Annotated in this window: 23 protein-coding genes; 1 reads left to right on the forward strand and 22 read right to left on the reverse strand. The window is 64.5% G+C overall.

Translation table 11 applies throughout. From position 1 onward, the window contains the following. Window positions 1–39: 39 nt before the first annotated feature. From CH294_RS24115 to CH294_RS24165, 11 genes are all read right to left on the reverse strand, one after another. Entirely contained in the window at window positions 40–822 is a 783-nt protein-coding gene (locus CH294_RS24115; RefSeq protein ID WP_094739246.1) for a siderophore-interacting protein, read from the reverse strand. Between the two features lie 94 nt (window positions 823–916). Then, window positions 917–2,038, reverse strand: coding sequence for a DNA-processing protein DprA (gene dprA, locus CH294_RS24120; RefSeq protein WP_037151401.1), 1,122 nt, complete (start codon window positions 2,036–2,038; stop codon window positions 917–919). Further along, on the reverse strand, window positions 2,035–3,540 hold the full coding sequence (locus CH294_RS24125) for a YifB family Mg chelatase-like AAA ATPase (RefSeq protein WP_032377045.1): 1,506 nt from the start codon (window positions 3,538–3,540) through the stop codon (window positions 2,035–2,037). Before CH294_RS24125 ends, dprA begins: the two co-directional genes overlap by 4 nt. Continuing rightward, on the reverse strand, window positions 3,540–3,896 hold the full coding sequence (locus CH294_RS24130; protein WP_032377044.1) for a YraN family protein: 357 nt from the start codon (window positions 3,894–3,896) through the stop codon (window positions 3,540–3,542). The genes CH294_RS24125 and CH294_RS24130 overlap by 1 nt, the downstream gene beginning before the upstream one ends. A 363-nt stretch (window positions 3,897–4,259) precedes the next feature. Beyond that, the gene (locus CH294_RS24135; RefSeq protein ID WP_032377043.1) at window positions 4,260–4,604 is read right to left on the reverse strand and encodes an Lsr2 family protein; all 345 of its coding nucleotides are present in this window, start codon (window positions 4,602–4,604) and stop codon (window positions 4,260–4,262) included. Between the two features lie 408 nt (window positions 4,605–5,012). Then, on the reverse strand, window positions 5,013–5,318 hold the full coding sequence (locus tag CH294_RS24140; protein ID WP_008717288.1) for a DUF2469 domain-containing protein: 306 nt from the start codon (window positions 5,316–5,318) through the stop codon (window positions 5,013–5,015). A gap of 37 nt (window positions 5,319–5,355) precedes the next feature. Further along, entirely contained in the window at window positions 5,356–6,150 is a 795-nt protein-coding gene (locus CH294_RS24145) for a ribonuclease HII (RefSeq protein WP_212709828.1), read from the reverse strand. Next, the gene (gene lepB / locus CH294_RS24150) at window positions 6,147–6,923 is read right to left on the reverse strand and encodes a signal peptidase I (protein WP_094739247.1); all 777 of its coding nucleotides are present in this window, start codon (window positions 6,921–6,923) and stop codon (window positions 6,147–6,149) included. Before lepB ends, CH294_RS24145 begins: the two co-directional genes overlap by 4 nt. A gap of 143 nt (window positions 6,924–7,066) precedes the next feature. Further along, entirely contained in the window at window positions 7,067–7,408 is a 342-nt protein-coding gene (gene rplS / locus CH294_RS24155; RefSeq protein ID WP_032378188.1) for a 50S ribosomal protein L19, read from the reverse strand. A gap of 138 nt (window positions 7,409–7,546) precedes the next feature. After that, window positions 7,547–8,395 carry a hypothetical protein gene (locus tag CH294_RS24160; RefSeq protein ID WP_094739322.1) on the reverse strand — a complete coding sequence of 283 codons (849 nt, stop codon included), beginning with the start codon at window positions 8,393–8,395 and terminating at the stop codon, window positions 7,547–7,549. 107 nt (window positions 8,396–8,502) lie between these two features. Further along, window positions 8,503–10,851 (reverse strand): Tex family protein, encoded by a 2,349-nt coding sequence (locus CH294_RS24165; protein WP_037151394.1) that lies wholly within the window; start codon window positions 10,849–10,851, stop codon window positions 8,503–8,505. Window positions 10,852–10,919: 68 nt separating this feature from the next. Between CH294_RS24165 and CH294_RS24170 the strand changes: the two genes are divergently transcribed. Then, a complete protein-coding gene (locus tag CH294_RS24170) occupies window positions 10,920–11,876 on the forward strand; it encodes a serine hydrolase (protein WP_094739248.1) in 957 nt (318 codons plus the stop codon). 5 nt (window positions 11,877–11,881) lie between these two features. On the opposite strand, the gene trmD is transcribed toward CH294_RS24170, so the two are convergent. From trmD to CH294_RS24225, 11 genes are all read right to left on the reverse strand, one after another. Then, window positions 11,882–12,562, reverse strand: a complete 681-nt coding sequence (trmD, locus tag CH294_RS24175; RefSeq protein WP_094739249.1) for a tRNA (guanosine(37)-N1)-methyltransferase TrmD — start codon at window positions 12,560–12,562, stop codon at window positions 11,882–11,884. A gap of 3 nt (window positions 12,563–12,565) precedes the next feature. Next, on the reverse strand, window positions 12,566–13,144 hold the full coding sequence (gene rimM / locus CH294_RS24180; RefSeq protein WP_094739250.1) for a ribosome maturation factor RimM: 579 nt from the start codon (window positions 13,142–13,144) through the stop codon (window positions 12,566–12,568). Between the two features lie 15 nt (window positions 13,145–13,159). Beyond that, the gene (locus CH294_RS24185; protein ID WP_008717313.1) at window positions 13,160–13,402 is read right to left on the reverse strand and encodes an RNA-binding protein; all 243 of its coding nucleotides are present in this window, start codon (window positions 13,400–13,402) and stop codon (window positions 13,160–13,162) included. Further along, entirely contained in the window at window positions 13,399–13,875 is a 477-nt protein-coding gene (gene rpsP / locus CH294_RS24190) for a 30S ribosomal protein S16 (RefSeq protein ID WP_032377037.1), read from the reverse strand. Before rpsP ends, CH294_RS24185 begins: the two co-directional genes overlap by 4 nt. Before the next feature lie 186 nt (window positions 13,876–14,061). Continuing rightward, entirely contained in the window at window positions 14,062–14,892 is an 831-nt protein-coding gene (locus tag CH294_RS24195) for a CPBP family intramembrane glutamic endopeptidase (RefSeq protein ID WP_094739251.1), read from the reverse strand. Next, a complete protein-coding gene (locus tag CH294_RS24200) occupies window positions 14,885–15,994 on the reverse strand; it encodes an amidohydrolase family protein (protein ID WP_094739323.1) in 1,110 nt (369 codons plus the stop codon). Before CH294_RS24200 ends, CH294_RS24195 begins: the two co-directional genes overlap by 8 nt. Before the next feature lie 18 nt (window positions 15,995–16,012). Continuing rightward, complete coding sequence (gene ffh / locus CH294_RS24205) at window positions 16,013–17,572, reverse strand: signal recognition particle protein (RefSeq protein ID WP_032403595.1); 1,560 nt, start codon at window positions 17,570–17,572, stop codon at window positions 16,013–16,015. Between the two features lie 148 nt (window positions 17,573–17,720). After that, window positions 17,721–18,689, reverse strand: coding sequence for a M23 family metallopeptidase (locus CH294_RS24210; protein WP_094739324.1), 969 nt, complete (start codon window positions 18,687–18,689; stop codon window positions 17,721–17,723). Between the two features lie 207 nt (window positions 18,690–18,896). Then, window positions 18,897–21,428: a [protein-PII] uridylyltransferase gene (locus tag CH294_RS24215; RefSeq protein WP_094618813.1), complete on the reverse strand. Its 2,532-nt coding sequence runs from the start codon at window positions 21,426–21,428 to the stop codon at window positions 18,897–18,899. Next, the gene (locus CH294_RS24220; protein WP_019664269.1) at window positions 21,418–21,756 is read right to left on the reverse strand and encodes a P-II family nitrogen regulator; all 339 of its coding nucleotides are present in this window, start codon (window positions 21,754–21,756) and stop codon (window positions 21,418–21,420) included. The genes CH294_RS24215 and CH294_RS24220 overlap by 11 nt, the downstream gene beginning before the upstream one ends. Window positions 21,757–21,828: 72 nt before the next feature. After that, complete coding sequence (locus CH294_RS24225; protein ID WP_170944857.1) at window positions 21,829–23,118, reverse strand: ammonium transporter; 1,290 nt, start codon at window positions 23,116–23,118, stop codon at window positions 21,829–21,831. Window positions 23,119–23,228: the final 110 nt, after the last annotated feature.

Raw genomic sequence — 23,228 nt, forward strand, 5'->3', positions numbered from 1 at the left:
GACAACCGGACACGCCGACCGTCACGAGCCGTCGCCCGTTCAGGCGTCGACACCGGCTTCGGCCTGCGCGAGCTCGCGCTTCCACACTCGGAAGTTCTCCTCGGTCCGCCCTCGACGCCAGTAGCCCGAGATCGATGCCCACTCGGCACCGACCCCACGCTCCTTGCGAATGTAGGGCCGGATGTTGTGCATCACGGCCTGCGCCTCACCGTGCACGAAAACCTGTGCCTGGCCGGGCAGCCATTCCGTACCCTTGACTGCTGCGATCAAGGGAGCGTTGTCGCCGGCCAGGTCGTCGCTGACGTCGTTCGAGGATGCACCCCGGTGAACCCAGGTGACATCGACGACGGCGAGCGTCTCCATGTAGATCTCGTCGTGACGGTCGGCAACTTCGATGAAGACTTTGGCGATGGCGTCTTCGGGCAGCGCCTCCACGGCGGCCGAAATAGCGGGAATCGCCGATTCGTCACCTGCGAACAGATGCCAGTCCGCGTCGGGTCGAGGGGCGTACCCGCCGGACGGGCCGAAGAACGACATCTCGTCCCCCGACTTCGCCTTGGTGGCCCACGGCCCGGCAACTCCTTCGTCGCCGTGCACCACGAAGTCGATCGCGATCTCGCGCGCACTCGTGTCGACGGATCGAACGGTGTAGGTGCGCATGATCGGATCGTCGTCGGTTCCGAAGAACAGCTTGACGTAGGCGTCGGTCTCGTCGATCGCGTCGAAGTCGTCGAAATTGTCTCCGCCGAGGTACACCCGGTACATGTGCGGGGTGAGCGCCTCGGTGCGCAGGACGGACAGGGTGGTTTTCTTGCGTGACACTTCGGACCCCTCTTCGAGCGAACGACGTCGATGCGTGCTGCACCGACTAAGCATTACCTAACACCCTACCTTCGAGGCTCGGCGAACGTGGTGTTCATCCCCGCACCACGCGGAACCACCCCGTCTCGTCGCTGGCAACGAAGCCGTCCATTTCCAGCACAGGCAGTGCAGCGCGCACCTTGCCGATCGGCACACCGGACTGTTCGGACAACTCGCGGCTCGACAGCGACCCGGTTGCCGGCAACGCGTCGTAGATCAACAATCCGGTCTCCGAGAGCGCATCCGTCTCACGAAAGAGATCGGGCCGCCATTCCTCCGGCGACCCGAGGGCACCGGCCTCGGCAACGACATCGTGCGAGCTCGACACCAGCACGGCCTCGCCGTCGCGGATCATGCGATGGCACCCCTTGGACGTCGGTGATGTGACCGGTCCGGGGACCGCGAGTACCGGACGACCCAGTTTTTTGGCCCATGCCGCAGTGTTGCGAGCCCCGCTGCGCCACCCTGCCTCGACCACCACCACTGCCGATCCGAGTGCCGCAACGAGTCTGTTGCGAGCGAGGAAGCGATGCTTGGCAGGGGTGGTGCCCGGTGCGTATTCGCTCAGGACCAGCCCGTGATCGGCTATCTGTCGCAGCAATCGCGAATGCCCCGCCGGATACGCACGGTCGACGCCACAGGCGAGCACCGCCATCGTCGTTCCCTCTACTCCGAGAGCCGCCCGATGCGCCGCGGCATCGATCCCGAAGGCCGCTCCCGAAATGATGGTCCAACCGTCGAGTGCGAGGTCTGCCGAAATTTCTGCGGTCACGTGATCCCCGTACGGGCTCGATGCACGGGTCCCCACGATCGACACCGATCGTTCGGTGGCAGTTGCGACGGGCCGACTTCCTAGCGCCCACAACGCAATCGGAGGACAGGTGTCCACCCCTGCGGTCAGACCCGATCCGTCGAAGCCGAGGAATCTCCACGCCGGCCACTCGTCGTCGTCGGGAGTGATCAACCGGCCACCCAGCGCGCCGATGTGATCGAGATCGGCTGCAGCGGTGTCGATGTGGGCACGTACCTCGAGCCGCTCGCCCAATCGGCCTGCCCGCACCGCCGCAGCGGCCGCTTCCGGGCCGTGCGCCGCGGCATGGTCGACCACGAGTCGATGCGGGCCCTGCGCCACCCTCGACAGATATGCCCACGCGAGTCGGCGTGCGTCGTGGGTCATGCCACTCCCCTGTCGCGGAAATCCAGTGCTGCACCGACCTCGTCGGCACCTGGAACCGTGCCACCTGCGAGGTCGCTCAGCGTCCACGCCACCCGTATCGCCCTGTCTGCTCCCCGCGCGGTCAACGATCCGTTCCGCAGCGCACGCTCCACCGGCGCGAGCGTCGAGCGCGCCAGCCGAAACCGTTGCCGTAGCGCAGGTCCCGGGACTTCTGCATTTGTTCTCCAGCCGAAATCCTGCCACCGGTGGGCGGCCGCGTCCCTGGCTCCGGTCACGCGTGCGCGGATCTCACTCGTTCCCTCCCCCACCTCGTCGACCAGTGCTCCCGTCGCGACGCCCATCATCTGTATGCGGAGATCGACACGGTCCAGCAACGGCCCCGAGAGCTTTCCGAGATATTTGCGCCGAGCAGTGGGCGCACAGACACAATCGACCTGTCGCGCAGGTGCGCACGGGCACGGATTCGCCGCCAGAACCAGCTGAAATCGAGCCGGATATCTCGCCACACCGTCTCGACGAGCAATGCGAATCTCACCGTCCTCCAACGGAGTCCGCAGAGCCTCCAGTACGCGAACGCTCATCTCGGCGCACTCGTCCAGAAACAGGACTCCGCGATGTGCGCGACTGACCGCTCCCGGCTTGGCCATTCCCGTTCCACCACCTACCAGAGCGCTCACCGACGTCGAATGATGAGGTGCAATGAACGGCGGCGATGTGATGAGCGGTCGCGCGGTGGTCAACAACCCGGCCACCGAATGGATGGCCGTCACCTCGAGCGCCTCGGACTCGGTCAGCGGCGGCAGAATTCCCGGAAGACGCTGCGCCAGCATTGTTTTGCCGATTCCCGGCGGACCGGTCAGCATGATGTGATGTGCTCCGGCCGCCGCTACTTCCAGAGCCCACCGCGCATCCGCCTGCCCGGCTACATCACTGAGATCCGGATAGATCTCCTGATGCCACTCGGTCGGCACCGGCGATTCCAGGGCTTGCTCGCCGCGAAGCCACGCCACGACATCCCCGAGCGAGCCTGCGCCCAGCACGTCGATACCGTCCACCAGGCCCGCCTCGGGTAGACACTGCATCGGGACCACCACCCGTTGCCAACCTGCACCCTTGACCGCAAGCACCCCGGGTAAGACCCCGCGAACTGCCCTGAGCCGGCCGTCCAGAGCGAGTTCGCCCAGAAACACCGTCTCCGACAGACTCCCGCGCGGGATGGCCTTCGCCGCATCGAGAACAGACAACGCGAGAGCGAGGTCATACACCGATCCACCCTTGGGCAACGTTGCGGGCGACAGCGCGAGAATCACCCGGCTGTCCGGCCACGTGCCACCCGAGTTCTTCACGGCAGCTTTCACGCGATCTCGCGACTCGTTCAGCGCGGTATCGGGCAGACCGACCAGATGAGTGCCGGGCAAGCCCTGCCCGATGTCGGCTTCGATCTCCACCAGCACACCGTCGACACCGTTGACCGCAACCGAATGCGCTCTCCCGAGCGGCATCAGAACGCAGCCCGGATGTGAGTGATCACCGGATTGTCGTCTCTCCCGACCACGATCGCGATCACGTCGAATCTGATCTGCACCCACGGACCCTGTTGCAGGGCAAGCCACGACAGCGCAAGCCCTCTGATCCGCACCTGCTTTGTGTACGTCACAGCCTCGGCCGGCGTTCCGTAACCGATTCCCGAACGCGTCTTCACCTCGACGAAAACCATGGTGTCACCCTCGCGCGCGATGATGTCGAGCTCACCGGATCGATGCCGCCAGTTCCGCTCGATCACCTCGAGCCCGATGTCCTCGAGATGGCGCACCGCGAGGTCCTCACCGCGCGCACCGAGTTCCTGATTGGTCGCCATATCCGCATTCCTCCACTCTCCGGCCGTACTTCGCGGCCGATTCGGTGCTACCGAAGGTGGCACGTCCGAATCGAGGAGAAACAAAGAATGCGCAGGTGGGCGATTACCCTGTGGACAACTGCTCGCCTGTGCACGAACGGGCAGATGTGCGGGGACAAATTGTCGGCATTGTCGGACCTTCGTGTTACAGCGTGGGCGAGTGGCAACGTCGGCGAGTTACAACAGCCCGGTGGCAGTGGCCCCCACGCACAAAACTCCGCCCGAATTCAGAATTCGGACGGAGCTGATGCCGAGCGTCGACACCAGGAAACGGGTGCCGGTGGAGCGTTTCGGGGCACCGACGAAGTCGGCGCTACCGGATGATCAGTGGGCGGCCTCGTATGCCGCCTGCACGTCCTGACTGATGCGGCCGCGAGCACTGACCTCGTGGCCGTTCTCGCGTGCCCAGGCCCGAATGTCCTGAAGATCGACTTTTCCGCGAGCCGGTGCCGGAGCAGCGCCGCCCTTACGGGTACGGCGTCCGGAGACCTTCTCTGCGTGCTCGATCCAGAAAGCCAACTGTTCATGCAATTCGTTTGCATGCTTGAGGTTCAAATCGATGCGGTACTGGTTTCCACCGATGCCGAATTCGATGGATTCACCTTGGCCGTCTTTGATTACCGATCCATCGACATCGTCGATCATCTGCACAAGCGTCTTGCGTGCCATCTCGTACCTCTTACACGTCTGGGGGATGTGATATTCAAGTTCTACCACCGATTCTCGTATCGGCGCAAAGAAGTGCAGGTGTTACGCAACGTGTCGAATCGGCGAATATCAGTCCGGATATGGCAGCACATTTCGAGAAAATAGACGTCGAAATCGAATGCCTTTGTTACGCAGTTACTTTCGCAACGAGAATCTACCGTGCCGTTACCTGCCGGAGCTGGCCCCCGTCGAAACCGACGATGAAACAGGACATGCGGAACGATTTGGTCGGCTGTCCAATTTCTCGAACAATCACGGTCGTAATCGGCGAACACCGGTTCGGCAACTCGTCGGCGCGAGGCCTGGTGTGTTTCACACGCCCGCGAGCCGTCGTCGACTGCCGCGTGCCGCGGCGTTCGCCGCGGCGAGCTATTCCGGAAGGCGAAGGTCTGGTTTGTCCAACTCTTCGATGTTGACGTCCTTGAACGTGATCACTCGGACGTGCTTGACGAAACGGGCGGGGCGATACATGTCCCACACCCACGAATCCGACATCCGCAATTCGAAGTAGATTTCACCGTCGGCGTTGTGCGGAATGAGTTCGACGGAGTTCGCCAGATAGAACCGACGTTCGGTTTCGACCACGTAGTTGAACTGACCCACGATGTCCCGATACTCGCGATACAGCGAGAGTTCCATCTCGGTTTCGTACTTTTCGAGATCTTCGGCACTCATCGGTCTCTTTCATCCTCCAGTCGGGCGTGAAAAGCAATCATCGCGCACCTGCGTCGCGGCAGTCCATTCGCCCCACGGCGTCGCCGTTCCGAGTGGTGCCTGCGGCACGACCCACAGGTGGATCCCCAGCCGAGCCCGCGGCCGCCGCAGCGACATTCGCATACGACATTCGATGTTCTCGGCTGGGGCCGAGAGCGATCATGGCGGCCGAATGACCCCGCGTGCTGTAGCCCTTGTGGACGGCGAACCCGTAGCCCGGAATCTCTTCGTCCATCTGCACCATCAGCCGATCGCGTGAGACCTTCGCCAGCACACTCGCGGCAGCGATGCACGCGGCGGTGGCGTCGCCGCCGATCACCGGTAGTGACGGAACCGGCAGGCCGGGCACCCGAAAGCCGTCGGTGAGCACGTACCCGGGGGGCACTCCGAGCCCGGCAACTGCGCGACGCATTCCCTCGATGTTCGCGACGTGCACCCCGATGCGATCGACCTCGGCAGCATCGATGAACACCACGCTCCATGCCAGAGCCAGCTTCTGGATCTTGGGGAACAGTTCCTCGCGCCGACGCTCGGTCAACTTCTTCGAGTCGTCCAGATCGGCCAGCGCTGCGTGGGCTCGTGCGCCGAGTACGCAGGCCGCCACCGTCAGCGGACCGGCGCACGCTCCCCTACCTGCTTCGTCCACACCCGCAACCGGCCCGAGACCTCCGCGCTCCAAGGCCGACTCCATCGTCCGCAAACCGGCAGCCCGCCGGATGACCGGACGTGGCGGCCACGACGACCGCGTCAGAGTCGCTCGTGCACGAGGCACGCGGCGGGGGGCCGTCGTCATCGACCTTGGATGTCGGGAGAATCCAGGAGGCCGGTCCGTGACGGTGGCAGCGCGATGAAGACGGCCTTGCCGATCACGTTGTCGAGCGGAACGGTACCGGTGAATTCGTCCGTGATGTGATAGCGGGAGTCTCGTGAGTTGCTCCGGTTGTCTCCCATCACCCAGATGTTGCCCTCCGGAACGGTCACCGGGTCGAAGCATCGTCCCGACTTCAGTTCGGTGTCACAGGTCATCGTCCCCGGGGCGAACGGGAAATCCATCTGAATGTACGGCTCGTCCAACGGCTTCCCATCGACGAGTACTCGGCCCTGATCGTCACAGCACTCGACGGTCTGACCACCGGTTGCAATGACGCGTTTGACCAGATCGTTCTCGTCCGGGGCGACGACGCCGATCAAGGAGCCCACTTCCTGAGCCCCGCGGACAATCGAATTGTCGGAGCGCTGCGAGACGAATTCGTCGTTCCACGAATCCGGACCACGAAAGACGACGATGTCGCCGGGCTTCGGGTCTCCGAAGCGGTAACCGATCTTTTCGACCACGATCCGGTCGCCGGTACAGCCCGCGCAGCCGTGCAGAGTCGGCTCCATCGATTCGGACGGGATCAAGTACACCCGAGCGACGAATGTCTGGAGCAGAAAACTCAACACGAGCGCTACCAGAATGAGAATCGGAAGCTCTCGCCAGAACGATCGGGGCTTGCGATCCCGACGCTTGTTCTGCGAAGACTCGTCGTCGGGCTCATCGGTCGGATCCTGTGGGGACTGCGTCACGTCAACAGGTTAGCCGGAACGCTCGTCTGCACGGCCGGACGGTCTGTGCACCGGCGTTTCGGACCGGCCGAGACGCATCATGCCGCGCCGCCCGAAGGGGCGACGCGGCATGATGGGAGCTATGTGGAGCCGGGCGGAACCGGTCAGCGCTTTTCCTTGATCTTGGCAGCCTTGCCACGCAGATCGCGGAGGTAGTAGAGCTTGGCGCGACGGACGTCACCGCGGGTGAGGACCTCGAACTGCGCAATGTTGGGGCTGTGCACCGGGAAGGTGCGCTCGACGCCGACGCCGAACGAGACCTTCCGAACCGTGAACGTCTCGCGAACGCCACCGCCCTGACGTCGGATGACGACGCCCTTGAAGATCTGAATACGCTCCTTCGAGCCTTCGATGACCTTGACGTGCACGTTCAGGGTGTCGCCGGGGCGGAAATCGGGGATGTCGCCACGCAGCGACTGATTGTCGAGAAAGTCCAGAGTGTTCATCGGTTGTGCCATCCTTGCGTTCTGCGCTTGAGTAGAGGAACCGAGCGGCTCGCGCACTGCGCGGCTCGACTGGTTCGTACTCCGAGTGAGGTCCGTGCCTGCTAGAGGCAACCCGACCATTGTGCCAGACCATCATGCCTACGGCGAAATCGACTCCGCGCGGGGTGAGACGCCGGCGCCCGACACCGGTGCCGGCACCACGACACGCGCCAGCTCGTCCTCGGTGGCCTCGCGTGCATGAACGATGCTGGGCTTGCCCGCGATCGCGTCCTGCAAGTAGATCTTGGCTCTGATGAGCGGTCTGCGCCAGCGCTTCTCGCGCCGCAGAGCTCTCTCCATCTTCTTCGGCCTGCTGGTGTAGCGCCACCTCGCCCACGGCGCGCTCGGTCGGCTCAACCGAATCGCCGCCAACACGAGGATCGGCAGTACGAACAGCCCTACCAACCCGGTCCAGATCTTGCCCTTGAGCAGGACGATCACGCACAGGGCCAGGTTGATCAGCGCCAAGACCGCCAGCGCGCTGCGCACCCACGGATCGGGGTCGGACCGAAAGTCTGCCGGGCTCAACAGCTCCAACGGATGGAAGCCGAGCAGCAGCAAACCGGTGAACGCCAGGGCCGCAAAGACGGCATCGACCGACGTGCGGCCCTGTTCCGACCAGTAGACGTCGCGGAGGTAGAAGATCAACGCGAACTCGTCGAGAACGAGCGCAGCGCCGATGCCGAAGACGGCGGCCAGCACCGCGCCGATCGTCTGCGATCCGTCGACGTACACCGCGATCAGGCCGATCCCTGCCAGCAGCATCAACACGATCCCGAACACGACGTGATGTATGTGTTGCCCACCGGGAGTGATGTTGCCGGGCCACCACTTCACATCTGCGCGAATCATCCTGACGCTGAGACGGATCAGCAGAAAACCCAGTAGCAGTCCCAGGAGGAAACACAGCAGTGGCAGACGACCGTGATCGATGACCCCGTGTTGCAACCACCTCACGTGCGTCTCACGTCCTTCCTACCGAACGACCGGCGAGTCGGACTTCACACTATTCGTGATCCGTGCCGCCCAGGACGGCATCGACCACCGAGCCGTCGCTATTTTCCGAATCCGGCCTTCCGCAGCGCGTCGGCCATCGAGCCGGCCGCCGGTGCGGCCTGCTGGCCGCCGCCGCGGCGTTCACGCTGGGGACGTGAGTCTCGTCCACGACTGCCCTGGTCGGCACCGCCGGCTCGCCCTTGGCCCCGCGGACGTTCGCCCTGTTGTCCACGTGGGGCGTCCTTTCCGGCGGAGGCCCCAGGCTCGTCGTCCAGTCGCAGACTCAACCCGATGCGCTGACGAGGGAGGTCGACCTCCATGACCTTGACGCGCACGACGTCGCCGGATTTGACGACCTCACGCGGGTCCTTGACGAAGTTGTGCGACATCGCAGAGACGTGAACGAGACCGTCCTGATGGACACCGACATCGACGAAAGCACCGAATGCCGCCACGTTGGTCACGACGCCTTCGAGCGTCATCCCCGGCTTCAGGTCGGCCACCTTCTCGATACCGGCCGCGAAAGTAGCGGTCTTGAACTCCGGACGCGGGTCGCGTCCCGGCTTCTCCAGCTCGGAGATGATGTCGGTGACAGTGGGCAACCCGAATCGTTCGTCGACGAATTCCGCGGGATCGAGGCGGCGCAGGAGGGCCGTGTTGCCGACCACTTCGCGCACTCCGACGCCGGCCTTGCCGACGATGCGGCGCACTACGGGGTACGCCTCCGGGTGCACGCTCGAGCGATCGAGTGGATCCTCTCCCCCGGAGATGCGGAGGAACCCGGCGCACTGCTCGAAAGCTTTGGGGCCCAGGCGCGGTACGTCCTTGAGGGTGCTGCGGCTGGCGAACGGTCCGTTCTGGTCGCGGTGCGCCACGATGCTCTCGGCGAGCGAGCCGGCAATTCCGGATACCCGCGACAGCAGTGGCACCGACGCTGTGTTGACGTCGACACCGACCGCGTTCACCGCATCCTCGACGACGGCCCCGAGAGAGCGAGCGAGCAAGGTTTCGGAGATGTCGTGCTGGTACTGGCCGACGCCGATGGACTTGGGATCGATCTTGACCAGCTCGGCCAACGGATCCTGCAGTCTGCGAGCGATCGAGACCGCGCCGCGGATCGAGACGTCGAGTTCGGGCAGTTCACTCGAGGCGTACGCCGACGCCGAGTAGACCGAGGCACCGGCCTCGGAGACCACCACCTTGGTCAGATTCGCAGCCGGGAACTTGGCAATCAATTCTGCTGCCAGGGAATCGGTTTCACGTGACGCCGTACCGTTTCCGATGGCGATGAGCTCCACTTCGTGCTTGGCCGCGAGGCCGGCGAGAGTGGCCAGCGCCTGATCCCACTTGCCCTGCGGCTTGTGGGGATAGATGGTGTCGTAGTCGACGACCTTTCCGGTCGCGTCGACGATGGCAACCTTGGTGCCGGTACGGAAGCCCGGGTCGAGTCCCATCGTGGTGCGGTTGCCCGCCGGCGCGGCGAGCAGCAGGTCCTTGAGGTTGCTCGCGAACACGTCGACGGCGTCCTTCTCGGCGGATTGACGCAGTCGCATACGGGTATCGAGGGAGACCGTGACCAGCATCTTGGTACGCCACGCCCATCGAACGGTATCGAGCAGCCATTTGTCGGCGGGCCGTCCTCGATTCGCGATCCCGAACTTGGTGGCGATCCGACCCTCGTAGACGCTCGGCACCCCGGGCGTCGGTTCTTCGCGCTCGGGCTCGAATCCGAGCGAGAGTACTTCTTCCTTCTCGCCTCTGAGGGTGGCGAGGATGCGATGCGAGGGCAGGCTCGTGAAGGGTTCGGAGAACTCGAAGTAGTCGGAGAACTTGGCACCCTCCTCCTCCTTGCCCTTGCGGACCGTGGCAACGAGCTTGCCGGAGGTCCACATGAGTTCACGCAGTTCACCCACCAGGTCGGCATCCTCGGCAAAACGCTCGACGAGAATCGCACGCGCGCCGTCGAGCTGCTCCTGATCGAACTGCGCCGGATCCGTCGTGGGGTCGGAGAACAGGGCATCGGCCACGGGCTCGTGCCCCGCTTCACGCGCAATCTGGGCTTTTGTCCGACGCTTGGGCTTGAACGGCAGATAGATGTCCTCGACGCGCGCCTTGGTATCGGCGAGCATCAGAGACTGCTCGAGGGCGTCGTCGAGCTTGCCCTGACCACGGATGGATTCGATGACGGCGTCTCTGCGCTCGTCGAGCTCACGGAGGTACCGCAGCCGCTCGTCGAGCTGACGCAGCTGCGCATCGTCGAGGGTGCCGGTGACCTCCTTGCGGTACCGCGCGATGAACGGGACCGTCGAGCCGCCGTCGAGCAGTTCTACGGCGGCCCGAACCTGTTCCTCACGAACGTCGAGTTCTTCGGCTATGCGCTTGTTCACAGATTTCAGAGCAGTGGTCACGGCGATGGACCCTACCGCTACTGTGGGACAGGTCGGTCAGCGGTTCAACGTCTGGGAGAGATGCACGCATGGTCAGGGTGTCTCGATTCCTGACTGTCGTCTGCGCCTCCCTGCTCCTCACCGCAGGTTGCTCGGTTCCACCGGACGATCAACCCGGCGACTCCGCTGCAAAAGCAACCGCCGAGACCTCCGCGTCGCCCTTTCCCGACATGCAGAAGGTCGACGGCGTCGCTCTGGAAGCCCGAATCCCCATGGCGATCGCGTCGGCGCAGGCCCGAGGTGCCGACGTCGACTTCGCGTTGCTCGACCGCGACACCGGGTCTTTCTACAGCAGCAACGCCGACACACAGGTCGAAACCGCGTCGGTGTCCAAGCTCTTCATCGCCGACGAAGTGATGTTCCGAGCGCAGTCGGAGAACCGCCCAGTCTCGGCCGACGAACTGGCCACCATGACCAGCATGCTGGAGCTCTCCGACGACAACGCCGCCTATACCCTGTGGTACCGCTACGGCACGTCCGACATTGTCCGCGCGGTCGCGGCCCGATACGGATTGCAACGCACGACGGCACCGGGCGACGATCAGTGGTACAACACCGAGACAACGCCGGGCGACCTGGTCGGGTACTACGCAGGCTTGCTCAACGGCAGCGGCGGACTGACGACTGCGTCGACGGACGTCGTAATCGGCATGCTGCGGCGTTCGGCACCGATTGCCGCAGACGGCTACAAACAGCATTTCGGAATCGTCGACGGTCTACCGGGCGAGAGCGTGCACGCCGTCAAGCAGGGCTGGATGTGCTGTGTTTCCGATCGGTGGGTGCACTTGTCGACCGGCACGATCGGGGTCGACAATCGCTACGTCCTCGCTCTGTCGTCACGGGAAGACATCTTCTACGCCGACGACATGGAGAGCTATCCGGACACCGCGGTGGTGGACGTGAGTGACGACGCCAGCGCCCTACACGCCAGGGACACTCTCACCGGATTCGTCTCGATGCTCTTTCCCGGCGGAACGATCAGCTGAATTGCTCAGTCGCCGAGCAGATCCGGGCGACGCTCGGCGGTCCGTGTCAACGACTGAGCCCGACGCCATGCCGCTATCTTCGCGTGATCGCCGGAGAGAAGGACGTCGGGAACGTCGAGTTCGCGCCACCGGGCCGGACGCGTGTAGCTCGGCCCTTCGAGCAGACCATCGGAGAACGAATCCTCTTGGTGCGACTGTTGATTGCCGAGTACTCCGGGCATGAGTCGAACCACCGCCTCGGCCATCACCAGGACGGCCGCCTCGCCGCCGATGAGCACGTAGTCGCCGATACTGACTTCTTCGACGCGTACGCGGCGCGACGCGTCGTCTAAGACCCGCTGATCGATTCCTTCGTACCGGCCGCACGCGAACACGAGATGTTGCTCGGTGGACCACCGTTCGGCCGTGCGCTGGGTGAACGGAACACCGGCGGGAGTAGGAACGACGAGGAGCGAATCCTCGGTCAGTACGTGGTCGAGGGCATCGCCCCAGACCGTCGGCTTCATGACCATCCCCGGTCCGCCGCCATAGGGTGAATCGTCGACGGCCTTGTGCACGTCATGGGTCCACGATCGCAGATCGTGAACCTCCACAGAGACAAGACCGCGGTCGATTGCCTTGCCCAACAGAGCAGTTCGCAGCGGAGTCAGGTATTCGGGAAAAATGGTGACGACGTCGAGGCGCACGATCTACTCCGGGTCCAGCAGGCCCTCGGGCGGATCGATCTCGATCGTCTTGTCGGCCAACGACACCGACGTCACGATCGCGGCCACGAAGGGAACGAGAATTTCGGCGCGTGTGTCTCCGCCGAACGTCGCAGCAGGAGTGGAGCCTGCGGAACGACCGAATTCAGGGGCAGGCCGGATGGAAAGCAACTCCCCCGCTGCCGAGTGCAGGACCTCGCGGACCGTTCCCACTGCCGAGCCGTCGGTCAGAACGACGGTGAGTCCTTCGAGTTCGTGATCGTAGAATTCGTCCGGATCGTCGGACGGGGGCAAGTCCGTCGACTCGACGATGAACAACGTTCCGCGGATCTGGTCCGCGGTCGTCTTGTCGTCGATGCCGTTCAGACGCAGCAGAAGCCGCCCGGAGTGTTCCCGGACGGCATCCACCGTGTACGAGGCGGGAGCAGCGTTCGATCGAGGCTTGCGGCCGCGAAGAACGGTCCCTACTGCGAAGCGGTCGTCGGGGTCGTCGGTGCGAACCTCGACGACGACTTCGCCTTTGATGCCGTGCGACTTTGCAACACGGCCGATGACCAGCTCCATAATTGTGTGCGTGACCTAGTGGTCCGTGTCGACCACATCGACACGAATGCCGCGACCACCGATACCCGAGACGAGTGTGCGCAGCGCCGTGGCGGTACGACCGCCGCGACCGATGACCTTGCCCAGATCGTCGGGGTGAACGTGAACCTCCACAGTGCGACCACGACGGCCGGTGATCATCTCGACGCGAACGTCATCGGGATTGGCGACGATGCCGCGAACGAGATGTTCGACGGCATCGGCGACAACGGCACTCACTTCTCAGCAGCCTCGGCGGCCGGCGCGTCTGCCGTCTCGGTTGCTGCAGCGTCGGTGCTCTCCGCAGCGGCGTCGTCGGACTTCGGAGCCTTCTTCTTCTTCGCGGTGGTGGCCTCGCCCTGCGGCTCGGAATCTGCCTGCGCCAGTGCGGCGTTGAACAGGTCGAGCTTCGACGGCTTGGGCTCGGCGAGGCGGAGGGTTCCCTCGGTGCCGGGCAGACCCTTGAACTTCTGCCAGTCGCCGGTGATCTTCAGCAGGGCCTCGACAGGCTCGGTCGGCTGCGCGCCGACGCCCAGCCAGTACTGCGCACGCTCGGAGTTGATCTCGATGACGCTGGGGTCCTGCTTGGGCTCGTACGTGCCGATGGTCTCGATCGCACGGCCGTTACGGCGGGTACGAGCATCGGAGATGACAACGCGGTAGTGCGGGGTGCGGATCTTGCCGATACGCATGAGCTTGATCTTGACAGCCATGTTCTGGTGGAGCCTTTCGAAAGTTGGTCACGGCGCAATTCAGCGGTTCACACGGCATGCGAACCCGGTTTTGCGTTGAAGGTTGTTGTGACCGCCGCGCGGTACGTAACCGGAAGACGGGCGAACAGCTGTTCATTCTGCCAGACGAGCACCGCGAACCGTGAATCGCCCTCGGCAACGACTCGTTCAAGCAAGCAGGATCACGAGAGCAGGCAGAGTGTTGTTCATCGAGTGGGCCGTGGTCGACGCCACGATCGAGCCGGTCCGCATTCTGGCGATGCCGATTGCCAGCCCGCCCCACAGCAGAATCACGAAGCGCCACCATTCGCGATGCCAGATGGCGAACACGACCGCCGTGATCGCCAGGACCACCCATCGATTGCCCAGCCAGGCCATCGGCATCGGGCGGGTGCGCTTCTCGAGCGCGCCCCACAGCATGCCGCGAAACATCGTTTCCTCGCAGATCGGTGCGCCGATCCAGATCCATACGGCCAGAGCGACTTTCCATCCGACAGCCGTATCCGTGACGTTGCCCAGTGGGGTCTGGTCCTCGAGGTCGAGGCTCGACAAGAGCACCAGCGCGAGCAGTAGACCGCCGACCACGGCGACACCACCCCATGCCAGTCCGGATCGAACCTGACCCAGCAGTTCGGAACTGGATCTGGGAAGACCGAAATCCACGACGGGACCGTTGCCACGAGACATCGAGATCGCCACAGCCAGTCCGGCGGCGAGCAGGCTGGGAATCATGATGCCCACGACGAACAGAGAGGAGGTCTCGGTCGTCACGACGAGTCCGAGAAGCAGGAAGCCCGCCAGATTGAGGCCGAGAACGAGCGCTGCCGCCGGTAGTCCCCATCGCTGGCCGAGTCGACGCTGGTGAGCGGCCTGTTCGGCCCGCCAGTAGGTCTCGGACAGTCCCGAGCCTTGCTGCTGAACGTGATTCATCGGTGCCAATCCGGCCCAACTCGGGCGGTTCGGGTCGAACTGCCCGCCGCTGTTGTACGGATCAGTCATCACCGGCCTCCGATCTTCTCGTCGTGCGGGCTCCTCTGTCGGTCACGCGTCCGCGCAGTATCACCAGCTCCGGGTTGGCCAGCACGTCCGGTCCTCCACGCGGATCCTCGGAGTAGACGACGAGGTCTGCGGGTGCGCCGTGCTCGAGCCCCGGTCGTCCCAGCCAGGACCGAGCGTCCCAGCAGGCAGCACCGAGGGCGTCCGTCGGAGAGAGTCCGACGCGCGCGAGTGCCGCGACCTCGTCGGCGATGCGACCGTGGGCGATCGACCCACCGGCATCGGTTCCCGCATAGATGGAGATCCCGGCATCATGGGCCCGTCCGACGGTGTCGGCGACGCGGGCGTGCAGCGCCCGCATGTGCCGGGCGTAGACGGGGTATCGGGTGGCGGAGTCCGCGATTCCGGGAAACGTCTCGATGTTGATGAGCGTCGGCACCAGCGCAGTTCGGTGCTCGACCATCATCTCGATGGTCTCGTCGGTCAGACCGGTGCCGTGTTCGATGCAGTCGATTCCCGCCGCGATCAGTCCGGGGAGCGCATCCTCGCCGAATACATGGGCGGTCACCCGCGCGCCCTCGGCATGAGCAGCGGCTATGGCGTCGATGAGGATCGAGTCGTTCCACAGCGGCCGAAGATCGCCTACCGAGCGATCGATCCAATCGCCGACGAGCTTGACCCAGCCGTCACCGAACCGAGCTTGCTGTGCAACTGCCTCGGGCAGCTGCGACTCGTCCTCGATATCGATGGCCAGACCCGGTATGTACCGCTTCGGCGATGCGATGTGTCGGCCTGCTCTGATGATCCGGGGAAGGTCGTCCCGCTCGTCCAACTCGCGGGTGTCGACCGGAGACCCGGCGTCGCGAAGCAGCAACGCGCCGACGCCTCGCTCGGTCTGTGCCTGTCGGATCGAGCCGCTCAGGTCCGTGTGGCCCCCGCCGTATTCGATTCCTACATGACAGTGGGCATCGACGAGACCGGGCAGAATCCAACCACCGTCGTGCACGAAATCCGCGTCCGCAATCGGCTCCACGGAGACGAGACCGTGGTCGATCCAGAGATCGATCTCGGACCCGTCCGGCAGTCCGCGGCCCCGCACCCGCATCGCCGACACGTGCGGCGCTTACTTCTTCGGCAGTTTCAGCTGAGAGAGATCGATGCCCTCCAGCCCTGGTGGCAATTGGTCGAGGCCCTTGGGCATGGACGACAGATCGGGCATTCCCGCCGGCATTCCGCCCGGCATTCCGGGGAATCCACCGCGGATCTTCGGCTGTGTCGGGCCGCGAGCACCCTTCTTGCCCTTCTTGCCCTTCTTGTTGTTCCGCACCTGCTTGCGCGCGCCCGGCATACCCATGCGCCCGGCCATCGCCGACATCATCTTGCGTGCCTCGAAGAATCGATCCACCAGCTGATTGACGTCGGACACCTTGACGCCCGAGCCGTTCGCTATACGCAGTCGCCGCGATGCGTTGATGATCTTCGGGTCGGTTCGCTCCTGCGGCGTCATGCCGCGGATGATCGCCTGAACGCGGTCGAGTTGCTTCTCGTCGACGTTGGCGAGTTCCTTCATCTGACCCGCACCGGGCAACATGCCCAACAGATTTCCGATGGGCCCCATCTTGCGGACGGCCATCATCTGCTCGAGGAAGTCGTCGAGCGTGAGCTGTCCCGAGCCGATCTTGTTGGCGGTCGCCTCGGCCTGTTCGGCGTCGAAGTGCTGCTCGGCCTGTTCGATGAGGCTGAGAACGTCGCCCATGCCGAGGATCCGGCTGGCCATACGATCGGGGTGGAAGACGTCGAAATCCTCGAGCTTCTCGCCGGTCGACGCGAACATGATGGGCTGCCCGGTCACCTCGCGGACACTGAGTGCTGCGCCGCCACGAGCGTCGCCGTCGAGCTTGGTGAGCACGACGCCGGTGAAACCGACTCCGTCGCGGAACGCCTCGGCGGTGCTGACGGCATCCTGGCCGACCATGGCGTCGAGAACGAACAAGGTTTCGTCCGGCTCCACCGCATCGCGAATCCCAGCGGCCTGGCTCATCAGCTCGGTATCGATGCCGAGGCGGCCGGCGGTGTCGACGATGACCACGTCGTACTGCTTGCTCCGCGCCTCGGCGATGCCGGCTCGCGCGACCTCGACGGGATCCGCAGCCGAGACACCGAGTGCGTTGTCACCGCCGCCGATCGACGTGCCGGGATGCGGCGCGAACACAGCTGCGCCCGCGCGCTCGCCCACGATCTGAAGCTGGCTGACGGCACCGGGGCGCTGCAGGTCGCAGGCAACGAGCAACGGAGTGTGGCCCTGGCCTTTGAGCCATTTGGCCAGCTTTCCTGCCAACGTCGTCTTACCCGAACCCTGCAGGCCGGCGAGCATGATCACCGTGGGCGGGTTCTTGGCGAAGACGAGTCTGCGGGTCTCGCCGCCGAGAATGCCGACGAGTTCCTCGTTGACGATCTTGACTACCTGCTGCGCCGGGTTGAGTGCGCCCGATACCTCGGCGCCCTTGGCACGGACCTTGATGCGGTTGATGAACTCCCGCACGACAGGCAGGGCCACGTCCGCTTCGAGCAGGGCCAGACGGATCTCGCGGGCCGTGGCGTCGATATCCGCACCGGACAGTCGACCTTTGCCACGCAGGTCCTTGAGAGTCCCGGCCAACCTGTCGGAAAGGGATTCGAACACCGATTGCACTCCTGAGCTAGCCGATCACCGAAAACGAGCCGAATCCGGCACGGTCACCAGACTAGCGCCAGCACAACCTGCCGTCGCTGGGGCGTGCGGCAGCCGTGTCGTTCGACAGACGGACGTGTCGCTCGGAGATGGCGCCGAGTCAGGCGTTGCGCGCGGAATCGTTCCATGTCACTGCCACTCCCCGCGTCGAGAGCCACGATGCGGGATCGACCTTGACGCCCGAGGGATCGTGCACCTCGAAGTGCAGATGCGGACCGGTCGATTGGCCACGATTGCCCACCGTGGCGATCTGCTCGCCGGCCGACACGCGCTGACCGGTCTGCACCGAGAAATCGTTGACGTGCCCGTAGATCGTCTCGGTGCCGTCGTCGTGCTTCACCTTCACCCAGAGACCGAACCCGGATGCCGGGCCCGCGTCGGACACCGTGCCGTCGGCGGCCGCATAGATGGGGGTCCCGATGGGTGCCGCGATGTCGAGGCCGCTGTGCTGGGCGCCCCATCGCGATCCGAAATTGGACGTCAGCACGCCCGCCACGGGCTGGACCGTGGCTTTCTTCAGCGAACGCAGACTCTCCAGCGGTGACGCACCACCGGTACCCAGCTGACCCAGACCCACGTCGTCGAGCCATTGTTGCGCTGCAGCACCGGGATCGGCCACTCCGAATGCAGCGAGCGGACCCGGGCTCGGTGCGGCGCTGGGCTCCGCTGCCGGTGCGGCCTCGGAGGGCGTCGACTCCGGAGATGCGGGCTGCGACGGAGGTGCCGACTGTGGGGGTACGAACTGCGGGGGTACGAACTGCGGAACCTCGAACTGCGGAACCTCGAACTGTGGGGGGACGAACTGCGGTAGCTCGAATCCCGAGGGGAGCAGCCCCTCCGGTACGGCGAAGGGGAAACCTGCGGCGGGCGGCTCGGGTATCGGAGCGGCGCCCGCGGTACCCGCCCCCATCGACGTCGCGCCGACGACGATCGCACCGGTAGCCGCGACTATGGTCGCGGCCCGTCGACCGGTGTCCGGGGTCACTTCTGCGGCGCGGTGCTTACCGGGCGTCGTATCCGTTGCTGTGTCGGCCGGTGTGTAGATGTTCGACCGTCGGTGGGATCCCACAGTTCGTGCCTCTCGCATTAGCAGCAGTGGAGCCTGCAGAAACGACTCTTTGTTCCGGCGGTGTGGAGTCTGCGGATGTGATCTCGCCGAGTCGTCCTGCGTGTGGTGACGAACATAACAAATTGATATCGGGGGTAAACCCACCGGCCGTAACTTCGTGACAAGTCACCACGGAGTGTCGGTTTGCGGTTGTGTTGCGACCAGCGGTCAGGTGCCCTCGGGCTTCTCCGGAGGCTTGGGCGGTTCCGGGGCCGGTACAACCGCGAGCAAGGCTCGTTCGAGATCCTCTCGGACCGCCCTGCTGTCCGCTCCCGCCAGGTCGATGCAGAAGGAATCGACCACCGAGCTGCCCAGTGTCGACACTCGAGCCCAGCGGATATCGGATCCCTGCTGTTCGATGGCACTGGCCAGCCTGCAGAGAAGTCCGAGCCGGTCTTCTGCTCGAAGTTCGAGCACTACCTGGCCTGGTTCGTGGTCGTCGAACCAGAGCACCCGAGGCGGAGCCTGCGCGTAGAGAACCGGTACCGCCGAATCCTCGCCGTCGTCCTCGACGGTCTCGGCTCTGGCGTCGCGTTCCTTGGCGTCGAGTACCGCGACGAGGTCGAGTTCTCCGGCCTGAGCGCGGATGATCTCCTGCCGGAGCAGACCGGCCTGCGGCGGAGCTCCGAACAGCGGCGCAACGTCGAACGAGTTGATCGCCGACCCCTCGTGACTGCCGAGCGAGGCAGAAAGCACGCGCAGCGAGTGCAGCGCCAGGACTCCGGCAGCGTCCGACAGCAGTCCCGGGGTGTCGGGCGCGACGACCGTGACGACGAAGGTGTGGAGCCCGTCGGTCGGCGCGATATCGACGTGCACACCTCCCCGCGCGGCCAGCTCGATGTGAGCCGGGTCGAGTGGGTCCGGGGATGGCAGAGACTCCCCCGCCATCACCAATCGACAGCGTCGCACGAGCTCGCGAATGAGCGACGCCTTCCAGTCCCCCCAGACTCCGGGACCCGTGGCGAGCGAATCCGCTTCGGCGAGAGCATGAAGCAGCTCCAGCAGGATGGTGTCGGCACCGAGTGCGTCGACGACGGTCTGCACGGTTGCAGGGTCGTCGAGGTCGCGTCGGGTGGCGGTCTCCGGCAGCAGCAGGTGGTATCTCACCATCGACGTCAGCAGCGCCACATCGGACGGCCACAGCCCGAGCCTGTTACCGATCTGGATTGCGAGATCTGCACCGACGACGCTGTGGTCGCCGCCGCGCCCCTTGCCTATGTCATGTATCAGCGCACCGAGAACCAGCAGATCCGGACGCGCGACCCTGGTGGTCAAAGCGCTTGCGTAGGCAGCAGTTTCGACCAGATGCCGATCGACGGTCCACGTGTGCACCGCATCTCGCGGCGGCAGGTCGCGCACTGCGCCCCACTCCGGAATGAGTCGGCCCCACAGGCCGGTTCGATCGAGCGCTTCGATGGCCGCAATGGCTTTGCGACCCGATCCGAGCAGCACGAGCAGATCGTTCAGCGCCTCCTTCGGCCAGGGCTCGCGGAGCTCGGGTGCGCTGTCCGACAACCGGTTGAGTGTCGATGCCGACATCGGCATTCCGGTCTGTGCCGATGCCGCGGCGACGCGCATGATCAGGCCCGGATCCTTGTTCGGTCGTGCGTCACGGGCGAGTACCACCTCACCGGCGTGTTCGACGACCCCCTCGTCGAGTGGACGACGAACCGGGACACGACGCAGACGTGAAAGACCTTTCCTCGGCAGCGAATTGCCGGCAGTACGCAATCCGACATCCACCGAGTAACTGATGGTGCGAGCCGAATCGCTCAGCACGCGTGCAAGATCGAAGCGATCGCCGATGCGGAGCGCGGCACCGATTTCATCGGCGTCCTGCGCGCGCAGTTGATCCCGCGCTCGGCCGGCAACACGGTGCAGTTCGGTGCGGACGTCGAGAAGTCTTCCGTGCGCGAATGCCAAACCGCCACCGGGCGATTCGGGGCCGAGACCGGGCATACCGTCGGTGAGTTGGGCGATGGAGAGGGCGTCGAGAAGCTGTACGTCACGCAATCCGCCGCGGCCACTCTTGAGCTCGGGCTCGGCGCGGTGCGCGATTTCACCGCTACGTGCCCACCGGCCGCGGGTCTGCTCGATCAGCTCGTCGAACCGTCCGCGAATTCCGGTGCGCCACTGGCGACGTACGCCGCCGATGAGCAGATTGCTCAACTCGACGTCACCGGCGATATGACGGGCCTCGAGCATCCCGAGCGCTGCCGTCATATCGGCCGCCGCTACCTGGAGGGCCTGCGGCACCGTGCGCACACTGTGATCGAGCTTGATATGGGCGTCCCACAGTGGATACCAGAGCTTGTCGGCGACCTCGGCCACGATTCGCGGTTCGAGATCGTCGTGCAGCAGTATCAGGTCCAGATCCGAGTACGGCAGCAGTTCACGGCGTGCCAGACCGCCGACAGCGACGATCGCAAAGCCCGAGTCCGGTTTGATCCCCAGCTCGGCACCTTTGGTGGTCAGCCAGAACTCGTGGAGATCGACCAGAGCCTGCCTCAGCGACGGAGCATCGAGGCGACGGTTGCGCGTGCCGCCGTCGAGTAGTTGTTTTCTGGCGCGAGCGAGATCTGCTGCAGCATCGCTCGTGCCCTTCGATGCGGAGCCCGTGGAGACCGAAGGCCCCGATCCTGACGCTTTCGCGCCAGAACCGGGGCCCCCGGCCCGAGACCCTTTGGGGTCAGAGTGCATCGGCGCCACGTTCTCCGGTGCGGACTCGGATGACCGAATCGACCGGGGAAACCCAGACCTTGCCGTCACCGATCTTGCCGGTGCGAGCGGCCTCGACGATGACCTCGACGACCTTCTCGACGGCAGCGTCGTCGACGACTACCTCGACACGCACCTTCGGAACGAAGTCGACCGAGTACTCCGCACCTCGGTACACCTCGGTGTGGCCCTTCTGACGGCCGTAGCCCTGAACTTCACTGACTGTCATGCCGAGTACGCCGGCCTGCTCCAGCCCCGTCTTGACGTCCTCCAGGGTGAACGGTTTGACGATTGCCGTGATCAGCTTCATTTTTGATTCCCTTCACAAGACCTCGAGTGCCCGTTGTCGTACGGTGCAGCGTTCACGTCTATCTCTACCTTGTCAGGCGAAATCATATGCAGTCTCAGCGTGCTCGGCTTCGTCGATGCCATTGGCCTCTTCCTCGTCCGACACGCGCCAGCCGAGAGGCTTGAGCGCGAACGCGATCACCGCGGTGACGATCGCGGTGAAGATCAACGCGCTGAGCGCGATGACGATCTGCACGACGAGCTGCTTGTAGTCGCCACCGTAGAAGAGACCGGTCTCGGAGCCGAGGAAGCCGATTCCGATGGTGCCCCACAGGCCTGCGACGAGGTGCACGCCCACGACGTCGAGCGAATCGTCGTAGCCGAACTTGAACTTCAGGCCGACTGCCAGAGCGGAGAGAACACCGGCGATGACGCCGAGGATCATGGCGCCGACCGGTGTCAGCGCGCCTGCAGCCGGGGTGATCGCGACCAGACCGGCGACGATGCCCGAGGCAGCGCCGAGGCTGGTGGCATGGCCGTCACGAATGCGCTCGGTGATGAGCCAGCCCGCGATGGCCGCTGCGGTGGCTGCGGTGGTGTTGACCCACGCCAAGCCGGCGATGCCGTCGGCTGCGAATGCGGAACCTGCGTTGAATCCGAACCAGCCGAACCACAGCAGTGCAGCACCGAGCATGACGAACGGCAGGTTGTGCGGGCGGTACGCGACCTTGCCGAATCCGGCGCGCTTGCCGATGATGATCGCCAGAATCAGGCCCGCGATACCGGCGTTGATGTGCACGACCGTGCCACCTGCGAAGTCGATGGGAGCCACGTTGGCGACAGTGTCACCGTCGTCGTTGACCATCGTTCCGAAAATCTTTGCAGCCAGACCCTTTTCGGACCCGGAGAGCAGTCCGCCACCCCACACCATGTGGGCCAGCGGGAAGTACGCGAGAGTGACCCAGATGCCTGCGAATGCCAGCCACGTGCCGTACTTGACGCGGCCTGCGATGGAGCCGCTGATCAGTGCGACCGTGATGATCGCGAAGGTGACCTGGAATGCCACATCGATGATGTTGGCGTATCCCCATGCACCGGCGATGTAGTTACCGTCGGCATCGGTGATCGAATCCTTGAGTCCGAAGAACTCGAACGGGTTGGCGAACACCCCACCGATGTCCTGCGTTCCGTAGGACATCGACCAACCCCACAGGAAGTAGATGATCGAGACGACGGCCATTGCTCCGAACGACATCATCATCATGTTCAACACGGACTTCGACTGCGACATACCGCCGTAGAAGAACGCCAAGCCCGGCGTCATCAGCAGTACCAGAGATGCTGCAATCAGCATCCACGCGGCGTTGCCGGAGTTGGCCAACATATCCTCGGGACTCACGTACACCCTCCATTCTCCTGCACACCGGTTGGCGCGCCGTTACGCAAGAAGAGTGGTTTCACGAAGTTTCATCCGTGACACTCGGGTGTTTCGGA

Source organism: Rhodococcus sp. 14-2483-1-1 (assembly GCF_002259335.1).
In the GTDB taxonomy this organism is placed as follows: Bacteria; Actinomycetota; Actinomycetes; order Mycobacteriales; family Mycobacteriaceae; genus Rhodococcoides.

What these genes read in the sequence shown, in the direction of transcription:
- dprA (WP_037151401.1), bottom strand. Translation starts at nt 2,038, where the DNA reads ATGACCCACGACGCACGCCGACTCGCGTGGGCATATCTGTCGAGGGTG.
- CH294_RS24125 (WP_032377045.1), bottom strand. Translation starts at nt 3,540, where the DNA reads ATGCCGCTCGGGAGAGCGCATTCGGTTGCGGTCAACGGTGTCGACGGT.
- CH294_RS24130 (WP_032377044.1), bottom strand. Translation starts at nt 3,896, where the DNA reads ATGGCGACCAATCAGGAACTCGGTGCGCGCGGTGAGGACCTCGCGGTG.
- CH294_RS24135 (WP_032377043.1), bottom strand. Translation starts at nt 4,604, where the DNA reads ATGGCACGCAAGACGCTTGTGCAGATGATCGACGATGTCGATGGATCG.
- CH294_RS24140 (WP_008717288.1), bottom strand. Translation starts at nt 5,318, where the DNA reads ATGAGTGCCGAAGATCTCGAAAAGTACGAAACCGAGATGGAACTCTCG.
- CH294_RS24145 (WP_212709828.1), bottom strand. Translation starts at nt 6,150, where the DNA reads ATGACGACGGCCCCCCGCCGCGTGCCTCGTGCACGAGCGACTCTGACG.
- rplS (WP_032378188.1), bottom strand. Translation starts at nt 7,408, where the DNA reads ATGAACACTCTGGACTTTCTCGACAATCAGTCGCTGCGTGGCGACATC.
- CH294_RS24170 (WP_094739248.1), top strand. Translation starts at nt 10,920, where the DNA reads ATGGTCAGGGTGTCTCGATTCCTGACTGTCGTCTGCGCCTCCCTGCTC.
- rimM (WP_094739250.1), bottom strand. Translation starts at nt 13,144, where the DNA reads ATGGAGCTGGTCATCGGCCGTGTTGCAAAGTCGCACGGCATCAAAGGC.
- rpsP (WP_032377037.1), bottom strand. Translation starts at nt 13,875, where the DNA reads ATGGCTGTCAAGATCAAGCTCATGCGTATCGGCAAGATCCGCACCCCG.
- CH294_RS24195 (WP_094739251.1), bottom strand. Translation starts at nt 14,892, where the DNA reads ATGACTGATCCGTACAACAGCGGCGGGCAGTTCGACCCGAACCGCCCG.
- CH294_RS24200 (WP_094739323.1), bottom strand. Translation starts at nt 15,994, where the DNA reads ATGCGGGTGCGGGGCCGCGGACTGCCGGACGGGTCCGAGATCGATCTC.
- CH294_RS24215 (WP_094618813.1), bottom strand. Translation starts at nt 21,428, where the DNA reads ATGCACTCTGACCCCAAAGGGTCTCGGGCCGGGGGCCCCGGTTCTGGC.
- CH294_RS24220 (WP_019664269.1), bottom strand. Translation starts at nt 21,756, where the DNA reads ATGAAGCTGATCACGGCAATCGTCAAACCGTTCACCCTGGAGGACGTC.
- CH294_RS24225 (WP_170944857.1), bottom strand. Translation starts at nt 23,118, where the DNA reads ATGTTGGCCAACTCCGGCAACGCCGCGTGGATGCTGATTGCAGCATCT.